The 25582-nt window shown below is 40.0% G+C and carries 24 protein-coding genes and 2 pseudogenes; 18 read left to right on the top strand and 8 right to left on the bottom strand.

Annotated features, from left to right (window positions below; genetic code table 11):
* Nucleotides 1-154: 154 nt before the first annotated feature.
* The 3 genes from mgtE to fabI all read left to right on the top strand — a co-directional run bounded on the left by mgtE (nucleotide 155) and on the right by fabI (nucleotide 4523).
* A complete protein-coding gene (mgtE, locus tag BK575_RS02145) occupies nucleotides 155-1528 on the top strand; it encodes a magnesium transporter (RefSeq protein WP_078408689.1) in 1374 nt (457 codons plus the stop codon).
* Nucleotides 1529-1562: 34 nt separating this feature from the next.
* Nucleotides 1563-3422 carry a monovalent cation:proton antiporter family protein gene (locus BK575_RS02150; RefSeq protein WP_078408690.1) on the top strand — a complete coding sequence of 620 codons (1860 nt, stop codon included), beginning with the start codon at nucleotides 1563-1565 and terminating at the stop codon, nucleotides 3420-3422.
* 321 nt (nucleotides 3423-3743) lie between these two features.
* A complete protein-coding gene (gene fabI / locus BK575_RS02155; RefSeq protein ID WP_078408691.1) occupies nucleotides 3744-4523 on the top strand; it encodes an enoyl-ACP reductase FabI in 780 nt (259 codons plus the stop codon).
* A gap of 375 nt (nucleotides 4524-4898) precedes the next feature.
* Here fabI and BK575_RS02160 read toward each other — a convergent pair whose 3' ends face one another.
* From BK575_RS02160 to BK575_RS02180, 5 genes and pseudogenes are all read right to left on the bottom strand, one after another.
* Nucleotides 4899-5267, bottom strand: coding sequence for a Na-translocating system protein MpsC family protein (locus tag BK575_RS02160; protein WP_078408692.1), 369 nt, complete (start codon nucleotides 5265-5267; stop codon nucleotides 4899-4901).
* Between the two features lie 313 nt (nucleotides 5268-5580).
* Nucleotides 5581-6103 (bottom strand): annotated as a pseudogene (locus BK575_RS02165) (carbonic anhydrase); the annotation flags it as partial.
* A 76-nt stretch (nucleotides 6104-6179) separates the two neighbouring features.
* Nucleotides 6180-8804 (bottom strand): DUF2309 domain-containing protein, encoded by a 2625-nt coding sequence (locus BK575_RS02170; RefSeq protein ID WP_078408693.1) that lies wholly within the window; start codon nucleotides 8802-8804, stop codon nucleotides 6180-6182.
* Nucleotides 8805-8819: 15 nt separating this feature from the next.
* Nucleotides 8820-10346, bottom strand: a complete 1527-nt coding sequence (locus BK575_RS02175) for an NADH dehydrogenase subunit 5 (RefSeq protein WP_078408694.1) — start codon at nucleotides 10344-10346, stop codon at nucleotides 8820-8822.
* 645 nt (nucleotides 10347-10991) lie between these two features.
* A complete protein-coding gene (locus BK575_RS02180; RefSeq protein ID WP_078408695.1) occupies nucleotides 10992-11921 on the bottom strand; it encodes an EAL domain-containing protein in 930 nt (309 codons plus the stop codon).
* Between the two features lie 411 nt (nucleotides 11922-12332).
* On the opposite strand from BK575_RS02180, the gene BK575_RS02185 reads away from it, so the two are divergent.
* From BK575_RS02185 to BK575_RS02200, 4 genes are all read left to right on the top strand, one after another.
* Nucleotides 12333-12803, top strand: coding sequence for a CotO family spore coat protein (locus BK575_RS02185; protein WP_078408696.1), 471 nt, complete (start codon nucleotides 12333-12335; stop codon nucleotides 12801-12803).
* A gap of 398 nt (nucleotides 12804-13201) precedes the next feature.
* Entirely contained in the window at nucleotides 13202-13537 is a 336-nt protein-coding gene (locus BK575_RS02190; RefSeq protein ID WP_078414605.1) for a DUF1360 domain-containing protein, read from the top strand.
* Nucleotides 13538-13602: 65 nt separating this feature from the next.
* A complete protein-coding gene (gene rfbD, locus BK575_RS02195) occupies nucleotides 13603-14427 on the top strand; it encodes a dTDP-4-dehydrorhamnose reductase (protein ID WP_078408697.1) in 825 nt (274 codons plus the stop codon).
* A gap of 231 nt (nucleotides 14428-14658) precedes the next feature.
* Nucleotides 14659-15417, top strand: coding sequence for a PHP domain-containing protein (locus BK575_RS02200; RefSeq protein ID WP_078408698.1), 759 nt, complete (start codon nucleotides 14659-14661; stop codon nucleotides 15415-15417).
* Nucleotides 15418-15471: 54 nt separating this feature from the next.
* Here BK575_RS02200 and BK575_RS02205 read toward each other — a convergent pair whose 3' ends face one another.
* Together BK575_RS02205 and BK575_RS02210 are read right to left on the bottom strand one after the other, a co-directional pair.
* On the bottom strand, nucleotides 15472-16281 hold the full coding sequence (locus BK575_RS02205) for an MICOS complex subunit MIC60 (RefSeq protein ID WP_235867286.1): 810 nt from the start codon (nucleotides 16279-16281) through the stop codon (nucleotides 15472-15474).
* Between the two features lie 219 nt (nucleotides 16282-16500).
* Nucleotides 16501-17211: a BMQ_0737 family morphogenetic spore coat protein gene (locus BK575_RS02210; RefSeq protein ID WP_078408700.1), complete on the bottom strand. Its 711-nt coding sequence runs from the start codon at nucleotides 17209-17211 to the stop codon at nucleotides 16501-16503.
* 256 nt (nucleotides 17212-17467) lie between these two features.
* On the opposite strand from BK575_RS02210, the gene BK575_RS02215 reads away from it, so the two are divergent.
* The 11 genes and pseudogenes from BK575_RS02215 to BK575_RS02265 all read left to right on the top strand — a co-directional run bounded on the left by BK575_RS02215 (nucleotide 17468) and on the right by BK575_RS02265 (nucleotide 22998).
* Nucleotides 17468-17875 (top strand): hypothetical protein, encoded by a 408-nt coding sequence (locus BK575_RS02215; RefSeq protein ID WP_078408701.1) that lies wholly within the window; start codon nucleotides 17468-17470, stop codon nucleotides 17873-17875.
* A gap of 341 nt (nucleotides 17876-18216) precedes the next feature.
* Entirely contained in the window at nucleotides 18217-18411 is a 195-nt protein-coding gene (locus BK575_RS02220) for a hypothetical protein (RefSeq protein ID WP_078408702.1), read from the top strand.
* Between the two features lie 184 nt (nucleotides 18412-18595).
* Nucleotides 18596-19036: a hypothetical protein gene (locus BK575_RS02225; protein ID WP_078408703.1), complete on the top strand. Its 441-nt coding sequence runs from the start codon at nucleotides 18596-18598 to the stop codon at nucleotides 19034-19036.
* Nucleotides 19037-19048: 12 nt separating this feature from the next.
* Nucleotides 19049-19522: a stage V sporulation protein AC gene (spoVAC, locus tag BK575_RS02230; RefSeq protein WP_028398426.1), complete on the top strand. Its 474-nt coding sequence runs from the start codon at nucleotides 19049-19051 to the stop codon at nucleotides 19520-19522.
* Entirely contained in the window at nucleotides 19522-20532 is a 1011-nt protein-coding gene (gene spoVAD, locus BK575_RS02235) for a stage V sporulation protein AD (RefSeq protein ID WP_078408704.1), read from the top strand. The genes spoVAC and spoVAD overlap by 1 nt, the downstream gene beginning before the upstream one ends.
* A gap of 1 nt (nucleotide 20533) precedes the next feature.
* Entirely contained in the window at nucleotides 20534-20890 is a 357-nt protein-coding gene (spoVAE, locus tag BK575_RS02240) for a stage V sporulation protein AE (protein ID WP_078408705.1), read from the top strand.
* Between the two features lie 6 nt (nucleotides 20891-20896).
* A complete protein-coding gene (locus BK575_RS02245) occupies nucleotides 20897-21106 on the top strand; it encodes a DUF1657 domain-containing protein (RefSeq protein ID WP_078408706.1) in 210 nt (69 codons plus the stop codon).
* Between the two features lie 18 nt (nucleotides 21107-21124).
* A complete protein-coding gene (locus BK575_RS02250) occupies nucleotides 21125-21988 on the top strand; it encodes a DUF421 domain-containing protein (protein WP_078408707.1) in 864 nt (287 codons plus the stop codon).
* A 141-nt stretch (nucleotides 21989-22129) separates the two neighbouring features.
* A complete protein-coding gene (locus BK575_RS02255; protein ID WP_139367957.1) occupies nucleotides 22130-22318 on the top strand; it encodes a hypothetical protein in 189 nt (62 codons plus the stop codon).
* A gap of 172 nt (nucleotides 22319-22490) precedes the next feature.
* Nucleotides 22491-22571 (top strand): annotated as a pseudogene (locus tag BK575_RS28895) (YjcZ family sporulation protein); the annotation flags it as partial.
* Nucleotides 22572-22743: 172 nt separating this feature from the next.
* Nucleotides 22744-22998, top strand: coding sequence for a sporulation-specific transcription regulator SpoVIF (locus tag BK575_RS02265; RefSeq protein ID WP_078408710.1), 255 nt, complete (start codon nucleotides 22744-22746; stop codon nucleotides 22996-22998).
* A gap of 215 nt (nucleotides 22999-23213) precedes the next feature.
* Here BK575_RS02265 and BK575_RS02270 read toward each other — a convergent pair whose 3' ends face one another.
* The gene (locus BK575_RS02270; protein ID WP_078414606.1) at nucleotides 23214-25553 is read right to left on the bottom strand and encodes an ATP-dependent helicase; all 2340 of its coding nucleotides are present in this window, start codon (nucleotides 25551-25553) and stop codon (nucleotides 23214-23216) included.
* Nucleotides 25554-25582 lie beyond the last annotated feature (29 nt).

A 25582-nucleotide genomic window follows, 5' to 3' on the forward strand; every position in this document is an offset into this window, starting at 1 on the left:
TATTGCTTCTCATTATATCAACTGCAATGACAAAATGGTTACAATTAGTCCGGCAGATTTTTACATGTTCGTTAAGATTGAAGGATATTAGTTGCATTTTCCTTCTGGTTCATAATAAAGTTAAATGAGTTTCCAATCGGAAAGGGGGGAGAAAATGGGCCGTTCTGATGAAAAAGAATGGTGGGAATCAACCGAGAAGACCTTGCTTCAGTTGTTGGAAGAACAAAAAATCGATGAGTTTCGGGGAGAATTTCTCGTTCTTCCATCTTACGATCAGGCTAAGTTTTATGCTGAATTGGAAGAGGAGCAAAGACTTCAGCTTTATCGTTTTTTATCTGCTGCTGAAGTAGCCTATATTTTTGAGACGCTGGAAGTGCCGGAGGACGAATATCAGCAGTTATTATCGGCCATGCATCCAACCTTTGCTGCTGACATGCTTTCACATATGTATGCCGATGATGCGGTCGATGTCCTGAACGAACTTGATAAAGAGCAAGTCGCTAGTTATTTAACGATTATGAATAACGAGGCTGCACAAGAAATCAAAGAATTGCTTCACTATGAAGAGTACACAGCCGGCAGTATCATGACAACGGAGTTTATTGCCATCAAGGCAAATCAAACAGTACGGTCGGCGATGCACATTTTAAAGAGAGAAGCGCCGGAAGCGGAGACCATTTACTATATATACGTAATTGATGATGAAAGAAAGCTTGTAGGCGTCGTGTCCCTTCGTGATCTCATCGTCTCAGATGACGAAGTGATGATAGCCGACATCATGTATAACCGAGTGGTTTCAGCGTCTGTTGCGGAGGACCAAGAAGAGGTAGCGAAAAAAATGAGAGACTACAACTTCTTAGCTTTACCGGTTGTCGATTTTCAATATCACTTGCTCGGAATTATTACCGTAGATGATGTAATTGACGTAATCGATGAAGAAGCTTCAGATGACTATTCGAAATTTGCGGCGGTCAGTGATGTTGATACACTGGATAAAGGCCCATTCAGTGCGGCACGCAAGCGACTGCCTTGGCTTGTCATTTTGCTGTTTTTAGGAATGTTTACGGCAAGCCTTATTGGGAGATTTGAAGATACGCTGAATCAGGTCGCTATTTTAGCTGTCTTCATTCCGCTCATTGCCGGAATGGCAGGAAATACGGGCACACAGGCCCTGGCTGTGGCTGTCCGCGGTTTGGCAACAGGGGACGTGGAAAACGAGAGCAAGTGGAAACTGATTATAAGAGAAGCGGGCACAGGCCTGATTACAGGCGGTATATGCGGTATACTCGTGACGATTGTCGTCTATGTATGGCAAGGAGAAATTTTTTTGGGTGTGCTCGTGGGAACTTCCATTTTTGCTACTTTGATTGTCGCCACGCTTGCCGGGGCACTCGTGCCTCTTATTATGCATCGGTTGAAAATTGATCCTGCTGTTGCATCGGGCCCTTTTATTACGACCATTAATGATATTATCAGTATTTTAATTTATTTTGGCTTGGCTACATTATTCATGGGTTATTTACAATAATTATGTTTATGTATTAAAGAAAGGAGGACTTTATATGGAACATCAAGCTTCGGTAACATCCTTGCTGATTGTGATTATTGTTGCCTTTTTGACGCCCATTCTGCTTCATCGCTTTAGGCTAAGGGTCATTCCTGTTGTTGTAGCGGAGATTATTATGGGGCTGATTATCGGGAAAAGCGGCTTGGATCTCGTCGAACAGGATATGTGGTTAGAAACATTGTCGACTCTCGGATTTATTTTCCTTATGTTTTTAAGTGGACTGGAAATCGATTTTTCAGCTTTTGCGGGGAATAAGAAAAAAGAAAAACTGCCAAGCGGAAAAGAAGTACCGAATACATTCGTTGCATCGCTTCTGGTGTTTGCGGCCATCTTTTTTCTTTCCTTATTTTTATCGTATATATTCGTTTGGACAGGATTTATTGAAAATGCCTTCTTAATGACATTAATCATTTCAACGATTTCTTTAGGAGTCGTTGTCCCAACCTTAAAAGACGCACAAATTATGAAAACGAACATTGGACAAATCATCTTGCTGGTGGCTGTGATTGCAGACCTTGTCACGATGGTGCTGCTTGCTGTATTTGTATCCATTTATGATAAACACGGGGGAAACACATGGCTGCTTCTTGTGTTGTTTGGTGCGGGAATTGTCTTTTATTTTATTGGAAAATTGTTTCAGCACCGTTCATTCCTGGAAACAATGTCCAAAGGGACAATTCAAATCGGCACGAGGGCTGTTTTTACACTTATCATCGTATTAGTGGCTGTATCCGAATCAATTGGGGCGGAAAACATTTTAGGGGCCTTTTTAGCTGGAGTACTCGTTTCTCTTTTATCACCGAACCAAGATTTGGTGCATAAGCTGGATTCATTCGGGTACGGGTTTTTAATTCCTATCTTCTTTGTAATGGTAGGGGTCAAGCTTGACGTATGGTCATTATTTACAGATGCAAAAGTAATTGTCTTAATGCCTTTACTATTGATTGCCTTATTACTATCCAAAATTGTTCCGATTTTCATTTTACGTATTTGGTATGATACGAAAACCGTACTGGCTTCAGGGTTTTTATTAACGTCGACTTTATCGCTTGTGATTGCTGCGGCTACCATCGGCGAAAAGGTCGGGGTAATCGATGCTCAAATGTCAGGTGCGTTAATTCTTGTCGCAATTATTACATGTATTTTTACTCCCATTTTCTTTAAGAAGCTGTTTCCTAAAAAAGCAGTGGAGGAAACGAAAATTACAGTCAAATTCATCGGGGCAAACCAGTTTACATTACCTGTTGTCCGTGAACTGAATGAAGAGTTATATGACTATACGATTTATCATCCAAAGCAAGAGAAAATGGATGAAGTGATTGCCAATCCTGTTTTTCATATTGAAGAAATTGATAATTATGATCTGGATGTCTTAAAAGAGAAAGGCGCTTTTGACACGGATGTGTTAGTCATTACATCAGGCAGCGAAGAACGTAATGCTGACATCGCTCTTGCTGCCAAGGAACACGGGATTGAACGTGTCATTGCACGCTTAGAGACACCGGAACTGGAAGAAAAATTAAGAGAAGCAGGCATAGAAGTATTTTCCGTGCTGTTATCGACGAAAGCATTAATGAAAGCATTGATTGAATCGCCAAGAGTGATTAACATTTTAACGAATCAAGATAACGCTCTTTATGAGATTGATTTGGAAAACAGTAAATATAATGGTTTATCGTTACGAAATTTCCCATTTACGGGAGATGTGATTTTCGTCCGTATTTTCCGTGGCAAAGATTCCATTGTCCCGCACGGCGATACGGAACTGCAGCTGGGAGATAAACTAATTGTGACCGGTTCATTGGAATATGTGAATGAATTAAGAAGAGCTCTTGAATTCTGTGAAGAATGTTAACAAGAGGATGACTAAACAGGGTAAAAACAACCCTTTTTAGTCATCCTAATGAAAGGCCCCGTTGCAAAAGTCCAGTAAAATCAGGATTTCGTGACGGGGTCTTTCATTAAAAACCAGTTTTAGTCGTCTAATGAAGACTGATGGGACAGCCTCTAGTTCTTAGACGGTGTGAACAGGTTTACTATCATAAGATTTAACGTCGCTTTTTAAAGGGATATAGAAAGGGAGAGCGAATTTATCTTTACAAGTGCTAGGTAGAATATGATATACTAGTTTTAAGACTAGGTACTAATAACTTGTGTTAAATAGGAGGATACAAAAATGAAAGCTTTATCCTTGGAAAACCGTACGTATGTGGTAATGGGAGTAGCCAATAAACGCAGTATTGCTTGGGGGATTGCCCGCTCTCTTCATGAAGCAGGAGCGCGTTTAATCTTTACATATGCTGGCGAACGTTTGGAAAACAGCGTCCGAGAGCTTGCGGAAAGTCTGGATCGCAATGATTCTCTAGTTCTTCCTTGCGATGTAACAAATGATGAGGAAGTAGAAAAATGCTTTGCGCAAATTAAAGAGGAAGTGGGCGTAATCCATGGAATCGCTCACTGTATCGCATTTGCGCATAAGGAAGAATTACAGGGTGAGTACATGAACACTACTCGCGACGGCTTTTTACTTGCCCATAACATCAGTTCATATTCTTTAACAGCTGTGGCCAAAGCAAGCAAGGACTTAATGGCAGAGGGCGGCAGCATTGTTACGCTAACATACCTTGGCGGTGAGCGTGTTGTTCAAAACTATAATGTCATGGGTGTAGCGAAAGCTTCTCTTGATGCGAGCGTTAAATATTTAGCCGCAGATTTAGGGAAATACGGAATTCGTGTTAATTCGATTTCTGCTGGACCAATTCGTACCCTTTCTGCGAAAGGAATCAGCGATTTCAACTCTATCTTAAAAGAAATTGAAGAGAGTTCACCTCTTCGTCGTACAACGACTCCTGAAGAAGTGGGCGACACGGCCGTATTCTTATTCAGTGACCTTGCCCGCGGCATTACAGGTGAAAATATCCATGTCGATTCCGGCTTCCATATTATGGCCCGCTAAAAAAAACTCCCAATTTTGGGAGTTTTTTTATTGCATGGCTCCAGTACCCATCGTCCTTTGAATCCGGCCAAGCGTTTCTGAAGGAAAAAGGATCTTCAAAAGCGTTCGTCTTATGCTTTGAGGGAGACCGTCAGGAAAATGCGGATTTACAACGTTAAGGAAGTCACAATATTAAAAAGTCCAATTTCTCAGTATTAATGAGAAATTGGACTTTTTCCGTTACTGCCTAGTAGTTGAAGGAGGAGGATAACCAATTAAGAGGTATTATCATCCTTTAATAAACTTCATAATGAGCAAAAAGAACAAAGTATCTTTGTACTGTGCAATAACTGTAAACAAAAGAAGAGAAAGCTGATAAACACTTCCACTTATTTTTTACATAAAAAGATTTTTCTCAAGATCATTAAATAATTTAAATACCATTATTCGTTCACCAGTACGGGAGCTTATATCAGTATGAAAGCTTTTCACTTTTTCCCCAGTTATAGTTAATATAATATTCTTAAGATCTTCTATACCTGATTCAACTAATTCCGAACGAGTTTTTTTTATAGTTAACAGTCCCTCTTTTGTTTCACAAACGGTATATTCAGCTGGTGTTAAAATACCTTGTAAATTCACAATTATCATATCCCGTAATATATCTGTTTTAACAGATACAGACCCACGTCCAAGAAAGTCTTTTTCCCATTGAGTAATTGCCTTACTTATTTCCGATTCATAAGAACCTTTAGATATTTTCATAAACTATACATCCCCCATAGAACAAAAAATTAGTCTATTACTTCCTGCACTAGCAATTCCAAAAGGGAGACCAAGTTCATCCATTCCCATTCTTGCTTTTTTAAGAGAGTTTCTAAGGGAGCAAAGCTATCTCTCCAGAAAAAGTTCCTAACAGGTCTGTATTGATCTTATTAGGACTTCTATAGAAACATTTAAGAACTTTTTTAAAGGTTAGACAATTGCCCGCTGTTTCCCGGGCATTGTGGATAGAACTGCCTTTTCCCATGTATGGGTGCATAGAAGTTAACTTCCCCTCCCGTTTCAAAATGAAAGTATGATCAGGTAAGGTTTGACGCTGTTTTATTAGTAGGAACCTCCAAAATTGAGGATTTTCCATCCTTATTATTAACTATTAAGCCACAAACTTTAACATAAGACGGTACTAAAGGATGGTGACGAATAACATCAACACTTTTTTCGATACTGTCAATGATATTTTCATTTCCATTTAGCCATTCTTCAACCGTACCACCTGAAAATTCAGGCATACAATTTTGAAAAAGATAGTCTAATGTTTGTATTTTATCTTTCATTGATTCAAGTTGAGTTAGTACATTAACTGCGGCAGTCCTCTTATCTTTTGTTCCTACAACAAAAATCTCCTTGACATTTTCCTGATAAATAGCAATGATAACAGACCTCATTATATCTCCATAAGGATGTGAGATATCGATACCATAGTTTTGTATAGTCAGCATGTTTTCTGTTTGAATATTAGTCACTTCTTGTAAGATAGGCTCTAACCCGTTTTCCATGTCCGTTAAAAATAATACTTTTTTAGGTTTATCTAAATTCATATCGTACACCCTTTCTTTATTTTTATGAGTTTTCTAATTGAGTAACAAATTATTTGATAAATGTTTATTTTTGCAGTTACCAGTTTTCCCAACGTCCTTCTGGATCAACACTAGCAAGTCGAACCCATCCATTTTGAACCTTTTCTCGAAATGCTGAATTATTTTTTAATAACCGTTCTACAAATTCGCTAGGTGCTTGGATGACAATCAGCAAACGAAGAGGAGCATGATAAGCTTCGTGATCTGATTGCATCACGGATTGCCAAGGTAGTCCGGCTAACAAGTCACTTGCATTCCCCTGCATAACACCGAGACCTGCTGTAACGGTTTGAGTTGCTTTATTTCCGCTGCCATAATAATGTGGTGCTACCGTTGAAGCGTAGTATTGAAGATTAATCCATTGGGCCACCGTTCCTGGGCCTGCAATGATGTTAGCTAGGAGGTCACCACTTTCATCCTGATTCCAATCATAATTATGAAGGAAGGCTCTACCTTCCAAGTCACAATCCTGAGTTAGTTCACGTTGGCCGATAATAAAAGCGGCATTACGAGCTAATCCCCATTCCGGACGTATCTCACTCCAATCTTCCGCAAATCGGTGTGCCTCAGTTTTCAGATTTTTAAGTTCCTTTTCGAAATTCGGTAATTGAGCGAGACGCTCTGCATTTGCATGGTGACTCACTTTCGGCATAACCGCTTCGATACGATCAAATGCTTCTTGTGCCGCTTCGGAAAGTTCAGGAACATACATCCACTGTAATTCATCCACTGTTGTTTTATGCTCAGCGGCTGCGAAAACAGTGTCTTCAGGAATGTTAATTCCTTCAGAAGAAAGTTTCTCTCTTACCTCTGGAAGGTTGCATAATGCAGCTAAAACCCTAGCGTTGAATCCACCTGCCGCCCCACCGCACGCACCACATTCAAGAGCTGCAGCATAAGGATTGTTGCTGCTTTGACTACCATGTCCGCATATGACGATTAATGGTGCGAAATTCTTTGTTAACCCCATCATTTTCAGAGCTTGGCGCGCATAATTCACTTTTTCTTCTTCAGAAAAACCAATAGGTATCTCCGCTTCAGTATGATGATCATGATGAAGCGAGAGTGTTGTATTCGGCTTGCGTAACCAAGTATCACGAAGGTTACGAAGGAAACGATCTGCACTTCTTGGCACAAAGCTTCGTGCTGCCATTTGGAGACTAAGCCAAGGTCCACTTAGCTCAGGTAAAAGTAAGCTCGCAAGTACATTCTGTTTCATCTTTTTAAATGTATTGCTTAAGGAATGAACTGTCTGCTTCCGCTGCTGATATAATTTCAGTTCATTTTCATCTGCTGACTCTTTTATTTTATGCTGAGGTTTCAGTATAACCGGCAGGGAAGGATGACTGTGATTACTGCCAAGTTCACTAATTGCAATCGGTAATCCAAAGAAGCCGGCAATTCCAATTGTTTCAAACGGACCTTCTTTTTCAAGCTGACGACGAAAGGGCTCTGATCGTACATCAATGCAGAATGCTAATTGAGCTAATGCTGTTTTTTTACCGTTGTTCTCACGTTGTTTAGAGAGTATATTCTCACTTAATTGATCTGCGTGTGTTTGTTCCCAAGCTTCTAACCAAAGTTTCCTGCGAAGCTTCTCATCAAAGCTGTAGGCAAATGATAAATATTCGTTTTGTTCAGCAGCTGACAGCTGTGACCATTCTTCGATTGTAAGCCCTCCCCAATGAATCCACGATGCTAAAAGAGGGATAATCGAAATGTTTTGCTCCGATTGTTGATTGTTCAAAGGTAAATAAGGCTTTATAAGCGCCCACTCCATGGAAATTCGAACTGCCAAATATTCTGTTAGGAGAGCTTGTTCACGGCTCGATTGTTGAGAGCGCCAAAGCATCATTCCTGCCCAACCAGGTAAGGAAAGTAAATGACCTTCAAGATAAGGCTGTATCTCTGATTCAGGGATTTCCAGTGCGGATAACGCTTCTTTTAACGCCGTATGCGCATCTTGCGGCCAACCTTTTAAACGTTGACGCTGTTTTTTACTAAGTGCCGGATCATATTGAATGAGTCGCTGCCAAGCACGATAGAATCCTTCCTCACGATTTGGCATTGTCCAACCTGCCTGAGAGTCATCAAGATATAATTTACACCACTTGATGACATGGTGATCAAGAATATTGACTAACTTTACACCATCTTGATTCTCTATATGCGAACTGATTGGTTGCATGGAAGAATTGTCGATGCTATCCGTATTCAGCCCACTAAATTTATCTACCAATTTCTCCAGTTTCTGTGATGATAAAAGATTAGAAGGTAATGGATCTAATTTTAAGGCAGCATGACAAAATCTCTCTGCCGCGTCCCTGGGGATATTAAAGGACTGTGAATCAAGCCAGGGCTGTAGCCTCATTTTCACAAAAGCTTCATCAATCTCACCTTTACTCTTTGCTGAAAGGATCATAGACGCACTAGGGTATATATCAACATCACGAGTATTTTTTAACCAATCTGCAACCTGGTCAAAAGATTGCTTTTCAAGTCCCATCCATGGGTTACGTGCTGCAAATGTAGAAATAGGCCAAAGTGGTGCAATCACTTGGCTGGCAGATTCAATTAAAACGTTAATATCACTTTCTTGAAAATTAATATCTGTATCTTTCTTTTTTACATTTTCTTTCGTTAATACAGATGTTACCCCCATCACTGATGACCTCCTTTATGATAAGTATTGTTTAAGGTAGTTTGGATGACTCTCTACTGACTTTGGTTTTGCTTCACCTAATCGCACTAACCAAAGATAAAGTACTGCGAAGGATACAGAAGAACGATTACGAGCAGCCCACGTACCTATAACACTACCAACTAGTAAGAGACATACGACAATGATGACAACTGGCATTGGCGGTTGAACACTTTGAACACTTTGAAAAATGCTTGTATGCAGCCACTTATAGAAAAGGTTATGAATGAGAAAATAAACGATGGCAGCTCCTCCTAAAAATGATAAGCCGGCAATTCGACCCATTCTCCCTTCTCCAAAAGCAACGAGCTGCGTCCAAGAAACGGATAATGACCACCCTAAGATTAGCGCACTAATTAAGTGATACCCTTCTCCTGGAGTCATGAACCAAAAAGCAACTCCTACAGCTAAGCTTAAAATCCGACCAGCCATAACCCATAAAGATGATGACCTTTCGTTCACGCGGGTCGGTGCTTCGAAACGACGTACTGCCGAACCAGCCTGTAAAAACAGCGCAGCTTTGAACAAACCATGTAAGATAAGATGAATAATGGCTGCTGTATACGCACCTAATGCACACTGAATGAGCATAAACCCCATCTGTCCAATCGTCGAACCTACTAACTGACGTTTATAGTCAACCTGGACTAAACTAATTCCAGATCCAATTAATACAGAAATGCTTGCAAAAATAAGTAACATAATTGAAGCGATATCACCATTAAAAAGAGGTGAAAATCGCGCCAGCATAATTCCGCCTGCATTTACTAAACCTGCGTGCATAATCGCAGAAACAGGAGTCGGCGCAACAACAGACTCAATTAACCATCTTTGGAAAGGCCACTGAGCTGCTGGAATGATTACTGCTAATACAATCAATAAATTAATCCCTGTTCTCTCCCATGCGCCAAGTTGAGCTAAACTTTCATTCGTTAGAGCCAATGATAACTGCCATTGACCTGTAACTTGAAAAAGCCAAATTACGGCGAATAATAATGAAAACCAACTTAATGTAAATAAGCGACCAGCAACCTTGGCAGCTTCGCCAGCTACCTTCCATCCACGATTTAGTCTTATAAGTAAGGTTAAGCCGACGAGAGTTGCTCCCCAAAATATAGCCATTAAGCGGAGATCACCACTTAACCATGCAATTGAAGCAACGCCTGTAGTGAATGTGAAAAGGGTGAAATATTTGCGATAATGGCGATCTCCCATTAAGTAACGTGCAGAAAAACGCTGAATGATTAAACCAATTGCAAGAACAAAGAAAGTCATTAACCAAGCTAAGGAATCCAAGGACCAAGGACCAACATTTCCATTCACACTAGTATTAGCAAGAGCCACTAAGGAAACCAAAGGCGGTAAAGCTACGATACAAATATGAATGCGAACAAAATTCAAGGGTACTCGTGGATGTAAAAACAATAGTCCACTTAGCCCAGCAGCAATAAGCATAATAAAAAATAATGTTAACAATGATGACAAACTCAGCGAAATTAACATTTCAAATTCTCCCTTTTTTATGACATTGACGTACAAAACATCCTTTTAATGAAGGTGATTTTATTTCTAGATTATTTATTTCTTTTATTGGTTAAATGTTATTTTTTAATAAAAAAAGCCGACAACTTCAATAATTCAATGATGATTTTAAATCATTGAATCTTGAAAATTGTCGGCTTCACTTCAACTAACTTCATGCGAAGTTTTTTGAAGAGCTACCTTTTTATAGGTCATTTATTTTATGTTTTAATTTCCTTCTAAAGAAAATATTGGTTTAACTTTAATTTAGTCCCTTGAGTATGGAATAGATCGATTTATGTTACTCTCCCTTTTTTATTTAGGATACTTTTTCATCCAGTCAATATTAAATATTAAAAGAATGCTAAAGGCCTAATTTTTTAAAAAAGGTGAAAATAAACATCTGCCGATTATTAAGTTAATTATAAAATATGCTAAATCTTAAAACTTGTCAACAAAAAAGCACCCATTTATTATTTCGATGGACTGGCCCTTAATGGAATAAGAAGGTGATTATTAGTTCCCTTCCGAGTTAAAATCGGGGAAATTGTCAGGAAAATTTGCTTAGCGTTGTAAACAGGGATTTCCTGACGCTACCCCTTTGATTACAGACACTTTAGCCTTCTCTTAGCGGTATAACTGCTGGTAAGCAGTTAAGATATTTTTGGCGTTCGTTTCCAGAATAGGATTTCCATCTTTCAAAATGATGAGGTCATCATGCTCTGTAATCGTAATCTTTTTTCTTGAATGTTGCTGAAAAGCGGCTGACTGGATAGTGTGAACGACATCGTAAGGCACTTGCTGAATGGGGTTGCTTGGCCGGCTCAATATAAATCCCTGGGCATAGTGAATGCCAAGGGAGATGACTTTCTTTAGTTCCTCTTTTGTTTCAATTCCTTCCGCAATCAGTGCTGCATTTGTTTTCTTGGCGAATGTTACGAAGGCCTCCACAATATTTTGCTTCACTTCTTTTTTATCGATATGTTGAATAAGGGAGCGATCTACTTTAATATAGTCAGGCATCAGTTCTGTAATGGCCTGAAGGGACGAATACCCGGCTCCCGCATCATCAATGGCAATTTTAAAACCTTGTTTTCGATAGTGATAGAGAACTTCTCTAAAAGCGTCAAAGTCATGAATAGCGCTTCGTTCTGTAATTTCAAACACTACTTGTTCCGGAGAGAACCCGTATTCACTCAATAGCGAAAGAGTGTGGCCAGGTGTAAAATTTGAATCGTAAATGACTTGTGCACTGATGTTAATGAAAATTTTTTCATTATCGGCTAATAAAGGTGTAGCAGCTTTGAGGGCGTGCTCCCTTGAAATTTTTTCCAAGAGATACAGACAGCCTTCCTTTTCAGCGTAGGAAAACAATTGAAGCGGTGAATGAAAAACAGTGCCTGCAGGTCCTCTCGACAGTGCTTCATATCCATGAGGGCAGCCATTGTGTAAAGAAATAATGGGCTGAAACAATGTTTGAATTCTTTTATCCTTAAGAATGGAATGGAAGACTTGTCTTTCTGATAGCGTCTCCTCCTCAGTAACAATCATATCCATTAGAAAATTCCTTTCTTCTTCATATACTCACATCTGTGTCGAATATTCTCGAAAACGGTAATTCCAAATTATCATAAGATTATTAAGCTAATTTAATTCAATTGTAAAAGTTATATAAATCCACATAACAAAACGGACATGGGCAAAAGAACGCTCATGTCCGTTTTGTTATGCATAAGCGGTTGGCAAACTCCCTTGCGGGTTCTTACCAACCGCTTAATGAAGAACCCTTGTGGGCTTATTCAAGATGAAAGAACAGAACCACATAACATAGCATAAGAGTCAATAAAAATCTGCGGGGTGAAGAAATAAATGGAGTAAAAAGTTGAAGCAAAAAAAAAGAACAAGTTTACTTGGGTGCGGGCATACATTTTTAAGAGAGTTTTATTTGATCAATGGAGGGATGCTTCAATGAAAAATGGAAAAACAAAAACGGAAGCAAATGCCCCGTTAATGTATATTGTACAGCCGAATATTAAAAAGACGAAAAATTCAATGCAGCATTTTTTTAGCTCAAGCTTGCAAGAAAGTCAACAAGAAGCAGGAGAAGCAAAAGAGGCGAACAAACAACCAGAACCGAAAGAGGAACCGACCTTTTCCTTGATTTCTCCGTTGAAAGACGAGGAACCGAAAAGAGAAGAGCCAAAGAAAGCGAATAAAATGTTTCAAGAGATGACGATTGAAGAAAAAGCGTCCTTTTTAGTGCAGTTTCCTAAGCATATGTCCCAGCCTGTGTGTGAGGTAACAACGAAAGAAAAAGTTTATCGGGGAACCATTACAGAAGTGACCCGCGAAGAGTTAGCGTTTATCATTCCGCCGCATAAAGATCCTATTTCGATCCCGCTTCAATCGGTTACCCAAATTTCAATTATAAAAATTTAAAATGATTTAAAGCCGAACAACAAAAAAATACTAAAACCCTATAAAGGAAACTTCCATCAGAGGGGGTTTTTCTTCATCCCCCTCTGATGGTTAGTTAGGCTCGCACGATGGGGGATAAAAAGCTGACACGATGTTCCACATTGCGTTAGCTTTTTTATTGCCAATAAGAAAGTATAAAGAAATTCAACGAACGAGTTTCGCAAAAAGGATTGAAAACATATGGTATAGCAACCCGGGCGACGATCATCCTTTTTCACTCGGTTTTCCAAATTAGGCTTTGTTAAAGAAAGGTGTTGATTTTTAAGATTTTTGGATTATTCGTGTGAAATTACTATTTCGCACACTTTCGTCACTAGACTTTAACATGGCTAAAATTAAAGGATGGTGTGCAAGTGAATATAACATGGCTGCATTTAGTAATGCTTGTGATGGCGGTATTTCGTTTAACAAGGCTTATCGTATTTGACAAAATTACTTGGTTTTTGCGTAAACCGTTTCATGAAGTGATAGAAGAGACCCAAGAAGATGGCAGTATTGGAACTTATTTGCATGTGAAAGGGACAGGAGTCCGAAAGTGGATTGGAGAACTGCTTAGCTGTTACTGGTGTACGGGGATATGGAGTTCTGTTATTCTTTATCTTGGTTATGTATATATACCACAATTGGCTTTACCTGTTATTATCATTCTTGCTGTTGCAGGAATGGCAGGTTTTCTCGAATCCTTCTTGAAGTAAGGCAGGGTTACATGTTTAAAATCTTGGCATCAAAAAACACCAAGATGTGAAGGCAGGGGAAAAGCATGACTATCATAGTAACTGGAGCAAACGGACGGCTGGCAAAAGAGCTTATTCCACGTTTGGAAAAATACGATGAAGTGTGTGCACTTACAAAGGCAGAATTGGATATAACGAACAAAGGGCAAATAGAAGAGATATTAACAAAATGGAATCCCCATTGTATTTTCCATTGCGCCGCCTATACGGACGTGGATGCATGTGAACAGGAATATGAAAAAGCGTTTGAAATCAACAGTTTTGGCACGTTGAATATAGCCAAGGCAGCTCAAAATTGTTTAGCTGATCTTATTTATATAAGCACGGACTATGTTTTTGACGGGATGAAGCAATCACCTTATTTGGAAGAGGACAAACCGAATCCAATCAATATTTATGGAGAAAGCAAGCGCCTGGGAGAACGTTTTGTACAGCTTATTCATTCTAAAAGCTATATTATACGTACATCCTGGCTTTATGGAAGTTGTAGTCCGAATTTTGTTAACAGGATGATTGAAAATGCAAAAAAGAAAAAAGAAATTCAAGTAAGCAACAGTGAATTCAGTTCACCAACTAGTATGAAAGACTTTGTGGAAGCGCTGGTAAAAATTTCGAAACATTCTTACGGCACCTACCATCTGGTTAACGAAGGAAGCTGCAGTTTGTATGAGTTAGCCAAACAAATTTATCAAGAAGCAGGTGCGGATCCGGTACTTGTCAGTCCTGTTTCCTCGGGAAAGGAAGAATGCTTGGCTAAAAGGCCAGGCTACTCTGCTTTAGGGAAAAGTAAAGATTTCTCTATGCGTTCATGGCAAGAGGCTTTGCGCGAGTATGTTCAAGCCGTGCTGTAAAAATCCACGTGAATAGATGGGCATAAGCGGCCAACACGCTGTCAGTTTGGGCTGTCATTATTTAATGACGATAAAAAATTCTTTCTTGAACCAGCTTCTTTCTCGAACCAGCTTCTTCCTTTAAAATGAAAGATAAAGCAGAACAATTATCACTAAAGTCTTGCTGCCTGTTTGAACGGCAGTAAGAGCAGCAATAGAAATGATAGAAGAAATGGTTGAAGGGAGAATGCTATGGACATTCGACAAGTAGTTAAAGATGGGGCTTATGATTTGCATATGCATACAACAGCTTCCGATGGAGCCTTATCTCCAAAAGAAGTGGTCAATAAAATGAAGCAATTAGGTAAGAGGACGATTGCGATTACGGATCATGATACCATGGCTGGAATAGAAGAAGCGATGGCTGAAGGGAAAAGAATAGGCATACATGTCATACCAGGCATTGAGCTGACAACGTATTATCAAGGGCAGCGCATTGATATTTTAGGGTACGGTTTGACAGCAACAACGCATTTAGAAAATGTACTGAAACAAATAAGGCATCATCGCGAACACAGAGCTTCAATCATTGTAGAAAAATTTCAGCAGCTTGGCATGAATATTACGATGGAAGATGTTCATGAATTCAGCAAGGGGGGTACTATAGGGAGACCTCATATTGCCAAAGCAGTCGTGGCAAAAGGCTATGTAAAAGATATAAAGACGGTCTTTGATCTATACCTGGGAGACGGGAAAACATGCAGTGTGGAGAAGATGGCACTAACACCAAAAGAGGGAATCGAGCTGATACAAGGAAGCAAGGGAGTAGCCGTGCTCGCCCATCCGGCTGTCATTTCGAATCAAGATATGATAGAAGAGCTGCTGGAAATGGGATTTGACGGAATCGAGGTATACCATCCTCTTCATAATATAGACCATGAACGCAGGTACATGAAATGTGCTCTCCACTATAACTTATTTTATTCGGGGGGCTCAGATTTTCACGGATAACTTTAATCCATATAAATAAAGGCACATGGATGTTTTTTATCCATGTGCCTTTATTTATCCGGAAAAATTAATCACGATTTTGTTTAAAAAGGGAACACCCTCCTGCCATTCCTTTGTATAGAAATAGCCTTCCAACAAGAAGGAAGAAAGATTAGCATCAGGCCGGATTCCGAGTTGGAAGGAATCAAACGATAGGAAGCTGTCAGGTTTAAGTATGGTGGTTTGAACGGGTTTTAACCAATATTCTCCTTCCTTTCTGATTTTTTCTTTCCAATTTGGATGAGCATATTCCCATTGCTCAGATTCAGTTTCTTGTATATAAAACGATTCAGCGCTCTTCTTGTCGGGGCTCATGATTTTTCCGCTCAAATTGGCGCTTAAAGGCGGTAGAATTTTCAGGCAAAGGGTTGGAGAATGCAGCGGAATGGATGTTTGATTTTTTATAATGACGTTTCCTACAATGACCGTATCTTCCTCTTTGTTATGAGGGCTAATGACTGAATACATAAAAAAACTGATAAGGTCGTGTTTGGACATGCGTTTTTCTTCTACTTTTACGATTGATTCTTGTTGCGAGAGTTTGTTCTTAAGATGCTCGTTCAAGAGTTTTTGTTCAGCTAGTTCGTTTGTTAACATATTAATCTTCCGTTCAAATTCTTCAGCAGAATTCTCCTTCTCCCAGTGATTGATCATGGAGGCATGTTTTTCTTTCCAAAAGTCTGTATTTTCTTTTTCCTGCTGCAAGGCCCTCTCATATTGCTTTATTTTTTGTTCATAATGATTAACCTCTGATTTATAGTGAATGAGTTTTTGTCTTAACTGAAGAACGCTGTCGGACGAAGGATGGGAATTATTTTTCATCATACACGCTCCTTTCCGTTCACTTATATGTATGAGAAACAAAGGATTGTAATGCCCTCATTGATGGAAGCACTCATGAATCATGATTTCTCCTGGAGGTTTATAGGAGCCGATGATCGTGGATACGGTGGAGGTGTGAAAAAAATATAGGTGTACATACATAAATTGCAAAAAAGATTAATAAAAAATAGAGGAGAAAGTTCTCCTCTATAAGTGGAAGGTTTAGCAATCGTGGTGGTTAGTCTCTCCAGGAAAAACATCTGGACATTGTGGAGGAAGTTGGTTACCAACATTGCAAGTGTTAATAGGAAGTTCTTGGCGAGGACGGCAGAAGCGTGCATCCACTTCAATTTTTACTGTTGCTTCCATTTGTACATCTAAGCAGAATGTTAAGGATACATCTAATTGTTGGAATTCATTATTCTCACAGATTAAGTGTGCGTCACATTCAAAGAATGTAATATGGCCAACTACATCAGTTCCTGGAGGGGCACATAAGAAGAATGTTTGAGCGACTGCAAACGGCTGAGGTGCTGAGATGCAAACGTCACCTTGCATATTGGAAACTTCAATGACAAAGAATCCTTTTACCAATACTTTTACTTTTTGAAGAGTTACTCTGTCGCCATTTGGCAGTGTGGATGTGACGCTTAAACGGCCGTCCGGCTGCACAATTTCTTTGATTTCCACTGCATCGGAATTGAGAGACTCAATCGGATTTCCTTCAGAGTCACTTAAAAAACATCTTGTGATTGTGTTTCTTCCAAGGACGCAGCATGGATCGTCTTTTGTACCTGGAGTGTCCTCACAATCAAATTTTAACTTAGCCAAACCTTTGTGACCTGTAAAGCTTATTAAAGGTAAATCAACTTGACGGTTGACCCAATCATAAACTTTAGGCACGCGGATACAAAGTTTTTCTGAATCACGCATAGTGTTACCTCCTAATCTTAATTGTCCTTATTCTGAGCCCTGAATCTGGGTATCGGACTAATATATTGTATGAATGACTATTATTTGTGTGCCGTGACAGGAGCGGAATTTCTTCATCTTCGCCTATGAACGGAGGGCATTAAAGAAAAAGGAAGAAGCTCAGTCATATGATATTCAGCTATTGGAGAACGGTTATCGGTCACAGCCGAAAAATTCCTTCATAAACTATTGGTAGAATACGGGAGGAGTGAGGCATATGAGTGACAAAAAAATTAGTGAAGAGAACTTGAAAAAGTACATCTCCACTTTAAAATCCCAGCTTTCCTTTTATAGAGAAAGATACCTGGAATTTCAACAGAGAGAATGGAGAGAAGAAGAACTCGAAGAGGAAGTCAAGGAATTAAAACAAAGACATAAGCACGAAAAAAATCAACTCTTAGAACAGATTGATGTTTTAAAATCGTTTATTAATGATGTATCGTCCATTAAAGACAAAAAGCAGCATCCTCCTGCACTTAAAAAAGGAAGTGCAGAGAAAAAGCAGGAAAAACCGGCTGAATCCCCTTATTTTCAGGCACATCGTCAAAACAAAAAGAACCGAACGTCCAGCGATGCGTGGTTTATGAGAGTGCTTCATGAACAAAATGCGATTGATGAGGATTAATCTTTTCAAAATGAATCCCCATCCCCGTTTTAGCAGAGAGTAAAACCTTCGATATGAAGGTTCCTCCCGCTGATAGGAGTTTCTTTAGTCAAATGCTGATAGTTGAGCACAAGCTTATTAGTTTTAGAATATGATGGATAGTACAAATTTCCCTCCTAAATGGAGTTTTTATTAAGCCCGCATTAACGGGCATTAAAATCCTAAAGGAGTCACGCGATGGTCTTCGTTTCTTTATTTAAGCAGCAATGTCCGTAAAATTGGATAGTCAATGAATCATCGGTGGGAATGAAGAAAAAATCACTAGTGAAAAGTCTCCTTTACAGAAAAGAGGTGGAACTGATATGCATTATTCCGGTTCTTATCAAGGGTATCCAGCTTCTTCTAGAACATCTAACGGCAAATTTCCGAAAACCGCAATGAATCACTCTCATCAAGTGACATCACGCCCAACGGTTTACCACCCTTATCCTACACCTTCTACGAAAAAATCTTCACTTGGCGGTTGTGGATGCGGGTCAAAATTACCAAAGCGTTAAAAAGAATCAGGATTTCACAACGAAATCCTGATTCTTTTTTGTGCCTGCCAATAAAAATTTGTCGCACTTTGTGGCAGGAACACCGAAATTTTGCTTTTTTGCCCGCTCGGGCTGCTCATAAAATGACAGACAATGCACAACATAAAAGAAGAATCATTATTTAAAGAAAAGGGTGCGTTTTTGTATGATCAAACGAATAGCAGGATTAATATTGGCGTCTTTGCTGGCAGCGGGATGTCAGCAGGAAGCAAGGGGCATGGATTCACCGAATATAGTACATACAAGCTCTTCCCATGAAAGGGATCAGCAAGTAGAAACGGCAGCAGAAAAAAAAATGAAAAATTCTTTTTCGCAAATTAAGGATGTAGTGGCGGTTGAGGGAAAGGGTCATTTACTAGTTGCTTATCAGATTTCCCATTTTGATCGCTTTCGCTCTAAACAAATTGAAGGAAAAATACAAAAAGCTTTGGAAAAAAAATTTTCCTCCTATGAAGTCATCTCATCTGGAGATTTAAAAATCTTTTGGGAAACACAAAAGCTTGCCAAAAATGAAAAAAACTTATCCGAAAAAGAGATGAAAGAAAAAATTTTAAGCTTAAAAAAATTAAAAGACGAACAAGCGTAAAGAGGTAGAAGCATGAATAAAGATAACCAATTTTCACCTACACAAAAACAATATCAAGAATTAGAGCAGAAATTAGAAACGAAGCGTCCCGTTCTAAAAAACTGTATACGTGCTTTTTTAGTGGGCGGCTTCATTTGTATCATCGGGCAAGCCATATCTTACACGTACATGTATTTCTTTAATTTTACGGAGCTAACGGTCGGGCATCCAACTGTGGCCACAATGATATTTATTTCCATGCTTTTAACGGGATTTGGGGTATATGACCGCCTTGCCCAGTTTGCAGGCGCGGGCAGTGCTGTTCCTGTAACCGGGTTCGGAAATGCCGTGATTTCGGCAGCTATTGAACATAGAACGGAAGGGTTTGTGCTAGGAGTGGGAGGAAATATGTTTAAAATGGCAGGTTCTGTTATTTTGTTTGGGGTATTTAGTGCTTTTATAGTAGGGTTGATTAAAACGATTCTTATTCAATGGGGCGGGTTGTAATGTTAAAAGGACAGCAAACGTGGATATTTCAGCAAAAGCCGGTCATTATTTCAACAGGAACAGTAGGCGGTCCGTTTGAGGCAAATGGGAATTTGGCAGATGATTTTGATGTTTTACATGAAGATTTATGGATTGAGCAGGACTCGTATGAGAAAGCACATCGTGTATTGTTAGAAGATGCAGTAGACAGGGCTTTAACAAAAGCCTCCCTTCAAAAAGAGGATATGCAGTTTTTTCTGGCGGGAGATTTAATCAATCAAATCACTCCTTCGAGTTTTGCTGCAAGAACGAATCAAATTCCTTATATCGGGCTTTTTGGGGCATGCTCAACTTCTATGGAAGGTCTTGCCCTGGCATCTTTCCTTGTGAATTATCAAGGAGCCAATTATGTAATAACCGGTGCCTCCAGTCATAATGCTGCCGTAGAAAAGCAGTTTCGTTATCCAACTGAATATGGCGGCCAAAAGCCTCCAACAGCTCAGTGGACCGTTACGGGGGCAGGAGTGGCAATCGTTGCTCAAAAAGGAATGGGCCCCGTTGTGACGAGCGCAACAATCGGGCGGGTCATCGATATGGGATTGTCGGATCCTTTTAATATGGGAGGGGCAATGGCGCCGGCAGCGGTTGATACGATCATTGCCCATTTAAAAGATCGAGGAATAACATCCGATTACTACGATCTTATCGTAACAGGGGATTTGGGTAAAATCGGACGGGAGGTTTCACTGGAGCTTTTAAAAGAAAAAGGATATTCGCTGAGTGAAGACCGATATAACGACTGTGGACTCATGATTTATAGAGAAGGACAGCCAGTATTATCGGGTGCGAGCGGTCCCGGCTGTTCCGCTACCGTATTATATGGACATTTGTTGAACGAAATGAAAAAAGGAAAGATTCAACGTTTACTAGTTGTTGCAACGGGGGCTTTACTGTCGCCGCTCACCTTTCAGCAGCAAGAAACGATTCCGTGCATTGCACATGCCGTATCAATCGAAGCAGGGGGGATGTAACATGGCAGCGATGTTTTTTTGGGCGTTTGTCGTTGGCGGAATCATCTGTGTGATTGGACAGGTTTTAATGGACGTATTTAAATTGACACCTGCTCATACCCTTAGTGCCCTTGTCGTAGCGGGAGCAATTTTAGATGGATTTGATCTATATGAGCCGCTTATCGCTTTCGCGGGGGCAGGGATGACAATCCCGATTACAAGCTTTGGAAATTCACTTGTTCACGGTGCTTTACAGGAAGCGGATAAGCATGGAGTCGTTGGAGTACTCACGGGCATGTTCGAGGTGACAAGCTCAGGAATTTCTGCAGCCATCGTGTTCGGTTTTATAGGGGCCGCACTATTCAAGCCGAAAGGATGAACGGACATGACCTTATTTCTACAAGTTAAACAATGTTTCGTAAACGCGAAAAATATTCATGCTATGCTTCAGGAGTATGCTTTACAGGTAACTGAAGAAGAAGTACAAAGCGTTTTTCGTGAAGCTGTGACGGAAACGGAAGAAGTAGTAGAAGAGCTGAGAAAACAGCTCCAGGAGCTTGAGCATGAGCTAACAAACGGCAGTCGTTTTCATTAAATAGAAGGAGTCTACAGAATGGCAGAATGGATTCAAATTGCAATACGTTCTATTTCAATTATTATCGGATTATTTGTTGTGACGAAATTATTAGGGAAGAAGCAACTATCCAAGCTGTCTTTCTTTGAGTACATTGTAGGGATTACCGTTGGGGACATTGCCGGTACGCTGTCGATGGACATTGAATTGAATATAGTAAACGGTCTGACGAGTATTTTAATATGGGTACTCACACCGATCATTATTGCTCAAATTTCGCTTAGAAGTAAGGGATTCCGTGATTTTATAGAAGGGAATTCGACTGTATTCATTCAAGGAGGACGGGTTCTGGAGAAAAATCTCAAACGTGAAAAATATACGACAGATGAATTGCTCGAACAGCTTCGGAAAAAGGATGTTTTTCGTTTGGCAGATGTAGAGTTCGCTACATTAGAAGCGAATGGGGATATAAGCGTTTTATTGAAAACGGAAAAGCAGCCTGTAACCGTCGAACAACTATTTACGAAATATACTCGTGAGAAAGAACCGCAAACGGTCATCATGGATGGCGTTATTTTAGATGAACCACTGAGGATGTCCGGGTACACAAGGCAGTGGCTGAAATCAAAAATTGAGCAAAAAGGCTATGAAATCAGTGAAGTCTTTTTAGCTCAAATCGATAGTAAGGGTGAACTGTTTCTTGATTTATATGATGACCGGCTGCCTCTTCCGCCTGTAACGGATCGTCAGCTTCTGCTAACAGCCTTAAAAAAATGTGAAGCAGAACTAGAGTGGCTCACGCTGCAATTCAAAGGAGAGCGAAGCTTCGCCTTTGAATTGCAAGCACGGAAAGTAAAAAAGCTGATTGAACGTTTACATCCATTTTTAAGTCAGCCTCAATAGAAGCCTTGTTTCGTCAGATTGACGAAACAAGGCTTCTATTGGATTTCGGAGGTAAAAGGTATTTTGCTGAAGCCTTTCCTTGCAGTGCAGGCACTGGCAGTTATACACAGGAATACAATACAAAAAAGGGTGGTGAGGAGATTGGCTTTTGATGAAGAACTCGAAAAATTTTTTGAAACCCATATAATGGGTAGGCACCGGGAACGGATGGAGCGTGAAGAAAAAAACTTTCAACGCATCTCTAAACAAATAGAGCAAGGGATAAATCAAGAAAAGGGCATTGAGCTATTAGATAAAATGGATTTGGAGGATCCATTTCATTCATCGTAAAGAATTGTTTCTAAACTTAACCAATGGATAGAGAAAATACGCAAAAGAAATTATGAAAATAGCCCATACGTTTTTCGTTCCGGTTTCATATTGTATTAGAGAACAAGGAAAGAGGAGGTGCAAAAGCATGGGTTACGGATGTTGCGGATATGGATACGGTGGCGGCTACGGTGGCGGCTACGGCGGCGGTTTCGCGTTAATCGTAGTATTATTCATCTTATTAATCATCGTTGGTGCAGCTTTCTGCTGCTAATACCCTCAAATGATTCCCTCCTGAAAGATAGGACGCGAAATAAAGTACGAGTGTTTGGCACTCGTACTTTTTTTTTTCTTAGACAAGCGGGAAGAAAGAAAATATGGGCAAAGGAATCACCAGTTTAGAGATGGACACATACCATATATAAGCAAAAAAGGAGGGTGTCATCATGGATAATAATTTATTTAAAAACATTGAGAAAAAAACGGGTGTCAATATGAAAGATTTGATGGAGCTCGCAGGTTCTTTGCAAAATGCCAACTTCAAAGATGAAAAAACTGTTCGTAATATTGTCGACCGGGTATCTCAAATTGCCAATAAACCGGTAACAAAAGATAAAAAAGATAAAATTGTGAAAGCAATCACAAATAATGGCGATTCAATCGACTTTGGAACGATTGCGAAAATGTTAAACAACAAATAAATTCTAAGAAAGCGTCTTTTTAGACGCTTTCTTAGAATTTATCAAATGAACCTTGCATTAGAATGGTGGAAAAACGATTGTTTGGCTGCACGGCCCATTTGATCGAATTTAAAAAGCCATCAGTCAACTGATGGCTTTTTAAATTCGATTATAGTGTTAAGAACCTTTTATCCAGGACGAACGGACAGTAAGCTCTCACTGAATGAAGCTTCACTTTATGTTTCAACAAGAGAATATTTGGTAGTCTTTGTCAAGAACGGCTTGATAAAGCGAGACGGGTAAGCCGTTTTACCGCGTCGTGTTTGCGGGACTGATAAGTACAGCGAATACTGGGCACGGGTCATAGCCACATATAGGAGACGCCGTTCTTCTTCAAGAGCTCCCTCTTCTCCGTTTCGATAAGAATCGAGGGCGTAGTCATGAGGGATCCCGCCGTCCACGCCGCTTAACACATATACATATTTATATTCCAATCCTTTCGCCCGATGAATGGTCGAAAGCTGGACACTGTCATGAAACTGTTTGCTGAGCTGCTTCATCTCTTTATTCATGGCGGTCATATGGTCTGCATGCTCGATTAATTCAGAAACCGTCTGGAATTTTCGAGCTACGACTTTTAAATCTCGCACGTCGTCGGAGCCTTTTTCCATTATATTTCCTTCATTTCCACGCTTTTTGACAAATTCTTCAAATCCCATATCTTTTTCGATCATCTCAAGAGCGGCAAGCGGTGATAGCGTCTTGAGTGAATCGAAGAGCGGTACAATTTTCTTTAGCTTTTTTTGCTGAAACGGCTGCAAATTTTCTAAAAAAGCTAAGGCTTTGACAAGGGAAACGTCATTCAAAATGCTGAAAGCTTTCACATCATTCAAAGCGGATTGTTTCAAAAATAACGACATGAGCAAATCCTGCATCGCTTTTGTATCATTGGGATTTATACTTAGGCGCAAAAATCCGAGCATACTTCGGACGATACGACGTTGGTAGAAAGATTCTGTATCTTGTTCCACCATAAATGGCAGGTTGGACTGCGTTAATCGTTCGAATACAGCCTGCGATGAAGAATGGGTCCGATATAGAATGGAAAAATCAGAAGGCTGCGCGCCTTGTTGAATTTTTTCTTTTATATCTGTCACAATCATGGTTGCCTCTTCTTCTTCATCATAAGGAAAAAACATGGTTGGATAGACGTTGTTATCGAACTGGGCGAACATCTTTTTTTCATATCTTTCTTTATTGAGAGCAATGACTTTATTGGCAGACGCGACAATATTATGAGAGGAACGATAATTTTCGCTCAAAGTCACCGTTTTTGTACCGGGAAAGTCATCTTTAAAGTTCAAAATAAAGGAAGGATTACTTCCGCGGAACGCATAAATGGATTGATCGTCATCACCGACAGCACATAAGTTAGCAGAACCTGCACTCAGCATTTTCATGATTTCATATTGGACTTTGTTAATATCCTGAAATTCATCTATTAGAAAATAACGCAATCTTTCTTGGTAACGTGCAAGAAGAGAAGGGTTTTCCTTTAACATAACATAGCACCCATACAGCATATCATCAAAGTCAAACAGATTTCCTTTTTGTTTTTTCGTTTCATAATGTTTATACAGGTAGTGAACCCGTTCTTCCCATTGACTTGCAGGACGCACGTCTGGCACAGCGGTCAACGTATTTTTCCAATAGCTGATTTGCTGCAAGGCCTGGTCGTAAGCAAATTCACGCTCATCTAAAAGAAGCTCTCGTCCGGCTTCTTTCACGATTTGTTCTTTTTGCCATTCCCATTTGAGAAGCCTGTCCATATTCCAGGCCTGCGGCTGAAAATGGGCAATCATTTTATAAAAAATACTATGAAAGGTACCGGAAATAAGTTTTTGAACAACAGCTGACGACATGAATGGATAATGAAGCAAGCGTTGTTTCATTTCTTTTGCGGCTTTCGCTGTAAATGTGACAAGCATAATAGAGCGAGGGTCAATTTTTTTCTCCTGGATCATATAGGCTGTCCGGGCTGTCAGCACTCGGGTTTTACCGCTCCCCGCTCCTGCCAAAATGAGAAGGGGGCCTTCAGTTGTCGTGACCGCATCCCATTGATAGGCATCCAGCACAATCCCTTTTTCCTTCAGAGAGTGAGTATAAGCATCGTTGTCGCTTGTTGTCGTAATAATACGTTTTTTAAAAGGAGGGAGAAAATCAACGGATGTGGAATTCTTCCAGGTAATGGAATTTTCGGGCAACTGAGCCTCAATAGGGCGTGATTTAGGTATCCGAAACCCATTTTGTATCGTCTGTTCCTCCTTCTTTTCTTCCCCTTTATCCGTCTGCAAGGAGGCAGCAGCTTCTGTTTCTTCGCAGGCTGCACGGCTGTGCGGAGCCGCTGCATGATAAAAATGGGGAGGCTGTTCAATGCCAAGATATAGTCTGACAGGTTGGCCGCAATGCTGACATGTTACTTCCTGACGCAAACAAGCCTCATAAATCAATTGGTATTTTTCGCGTGAAAGGCGGGATAAATGAATCTTTTTTCCTTTGTGTACTGCATGTTCCAGCAATAGTATCCTCCTCCTTTCCTTTATCC

The sequence above is a fragment of the Priestia abyssalis genome (genome assembly GCF_002019595.1).
GTDB lineage: Bacteria > Bacillota > Bacilli > Bacillales > Bacillaceae_H > Bacillus_BA > Bacillus_BA abyssalis.

Coding starts and splice junctions, on each gene's coding strand:
- BK575_RS02225 (WP_078408703.1), top strand. CDS start 18,596: ATGATCAAACGAATAGCAGGATTAATATTGGCGTCTTTGCTGGCAGCG.
- BK575_RS02170 (WP_078408693.1), bottom strand. CDS start 8,804: ATGGGGGTAACATCTGTATTAACGAAAGAAAATGTAAAAAAGAAAGAT.
- BK575_RS02210 (WP_078408700.1), bottom strand. CDS start 17,211: ATGCGTGATTCAGAAAAACTTTGTATCCGCGTGCCTAAAGTTTATGAT.
- BK575_RS02265 (WP_078408710.1), top strand. CDS start 22,744: ATGGATAATAATTTATTTAAAAACATTGAGAAAAAAACGGGTGTCAAT.
- BK575_RS02215 (WP_078408701.1), top strand. CDS start 17,468: ATGAGTGACAAAAAAATTAGTGAAGAGAACTTGAAAAAGTACATCTCC.
- BK575_RS02160 (WP_078408692.1), bottom strand. CDS start 5,267: ATGAAAATATCTAAAGGTTCTTATGAATCGGAAATAAGTAAGGCAATT.
- BK575_RS02245 (WP_078408706.1), top strand. CDS start 20,897: ATGACCTTATTTCTACAAGTTAAACAATGTTTCGTAAACGCGAAAAAT.
- BK575_RS02220 (WP_078408702.1), top strand. CDS start 18,217: ATGCATTATTCCGGTTCTTATCAAGGGTATCCAGCTTCTTCTAGAACA.
- BK575_RS02205 (WP_235867286.1), bottom strand. CDS start 16,281: ATGATGAAAAATAATTCCCATCCTTCGTCCGACAGCGTTCTTCAGTTA.
- fabI (WP_078408691.1), top strand. CDS start 3,744: ATGAAAGCTTTATCCTTGGAAAACCGTACGTATGTGGTAATGGGAGTA.
- BK575_RS02180 (WP_078408695.1), bottom strand. CDS start 11,921: ATGGATATGATTGTTACTGAGGAGGAGACGCTATCAGAAAGACAAGTC.
- spoVAE (WP_078408705.1), top strand. CDS start 20,534: ATGGCAGCGATGTTTTTTTGGGCGTTTGTCGTTGGCGGAATCATCTGT.
- BK575_RS02200 (WP_078408698.1), top strand. CDS start 14,659: ATGGACATTCGACAAGTAGTTAAAGATGGGGCTTATGATTTGCATATG.
- rfbD (WP_078408697.1), top strand. CDS start 13,603: ATGACTATCATAGTAACTGGAGCAAACGGACGGCTGGCAAAAGAGCTT.
- BK575_RS02250 (WP_078408707.1), top strand. CDS start 21,125: ATGGCAGAATGGATTCAAATTGCAATACGTTCTATTTCAATTATTATC.
- BK575_RS02175 (WP_078408694.1), bottom strand. CDS start 10,346: ATGTTAATTTCGCTGAGTTTGTCATCATTGTTAACATTATTTTTTATT.
- BK575_RS02185 (WP_078408696.1), top strand. CDS start 12,333: ATGAAAAATGGAAAAACAAAAACGGAAGCAAATGCCCCGTTAATGTAT.
- spoVAD (WP_078408704.1), top strand. CDS start 19,522: ATGTTAAAAGGACAGCAAACGTGGATATTTCAGCAAAAGCCGGTCATT.
- mgtE (WP_078408689.1), top strand. CDS start 155: ATGGGCCGTTCTGATGAAAAAGAATGGTGGGAATCAACCGAGAAGACC.
- BK575_RS02150 (WP_078408690.1), top strand. CDS start 1,563: ATGGAACATCAAGCTTCGGTAACATCCTTGCTGATTGTGATTATTGTT.
- spoVAC (WP_028398426.1), top strand. CDS start 19,049: ATGAATAAAGATAACCAATTTTCACCTACACAAAAACAATATCAAGAA.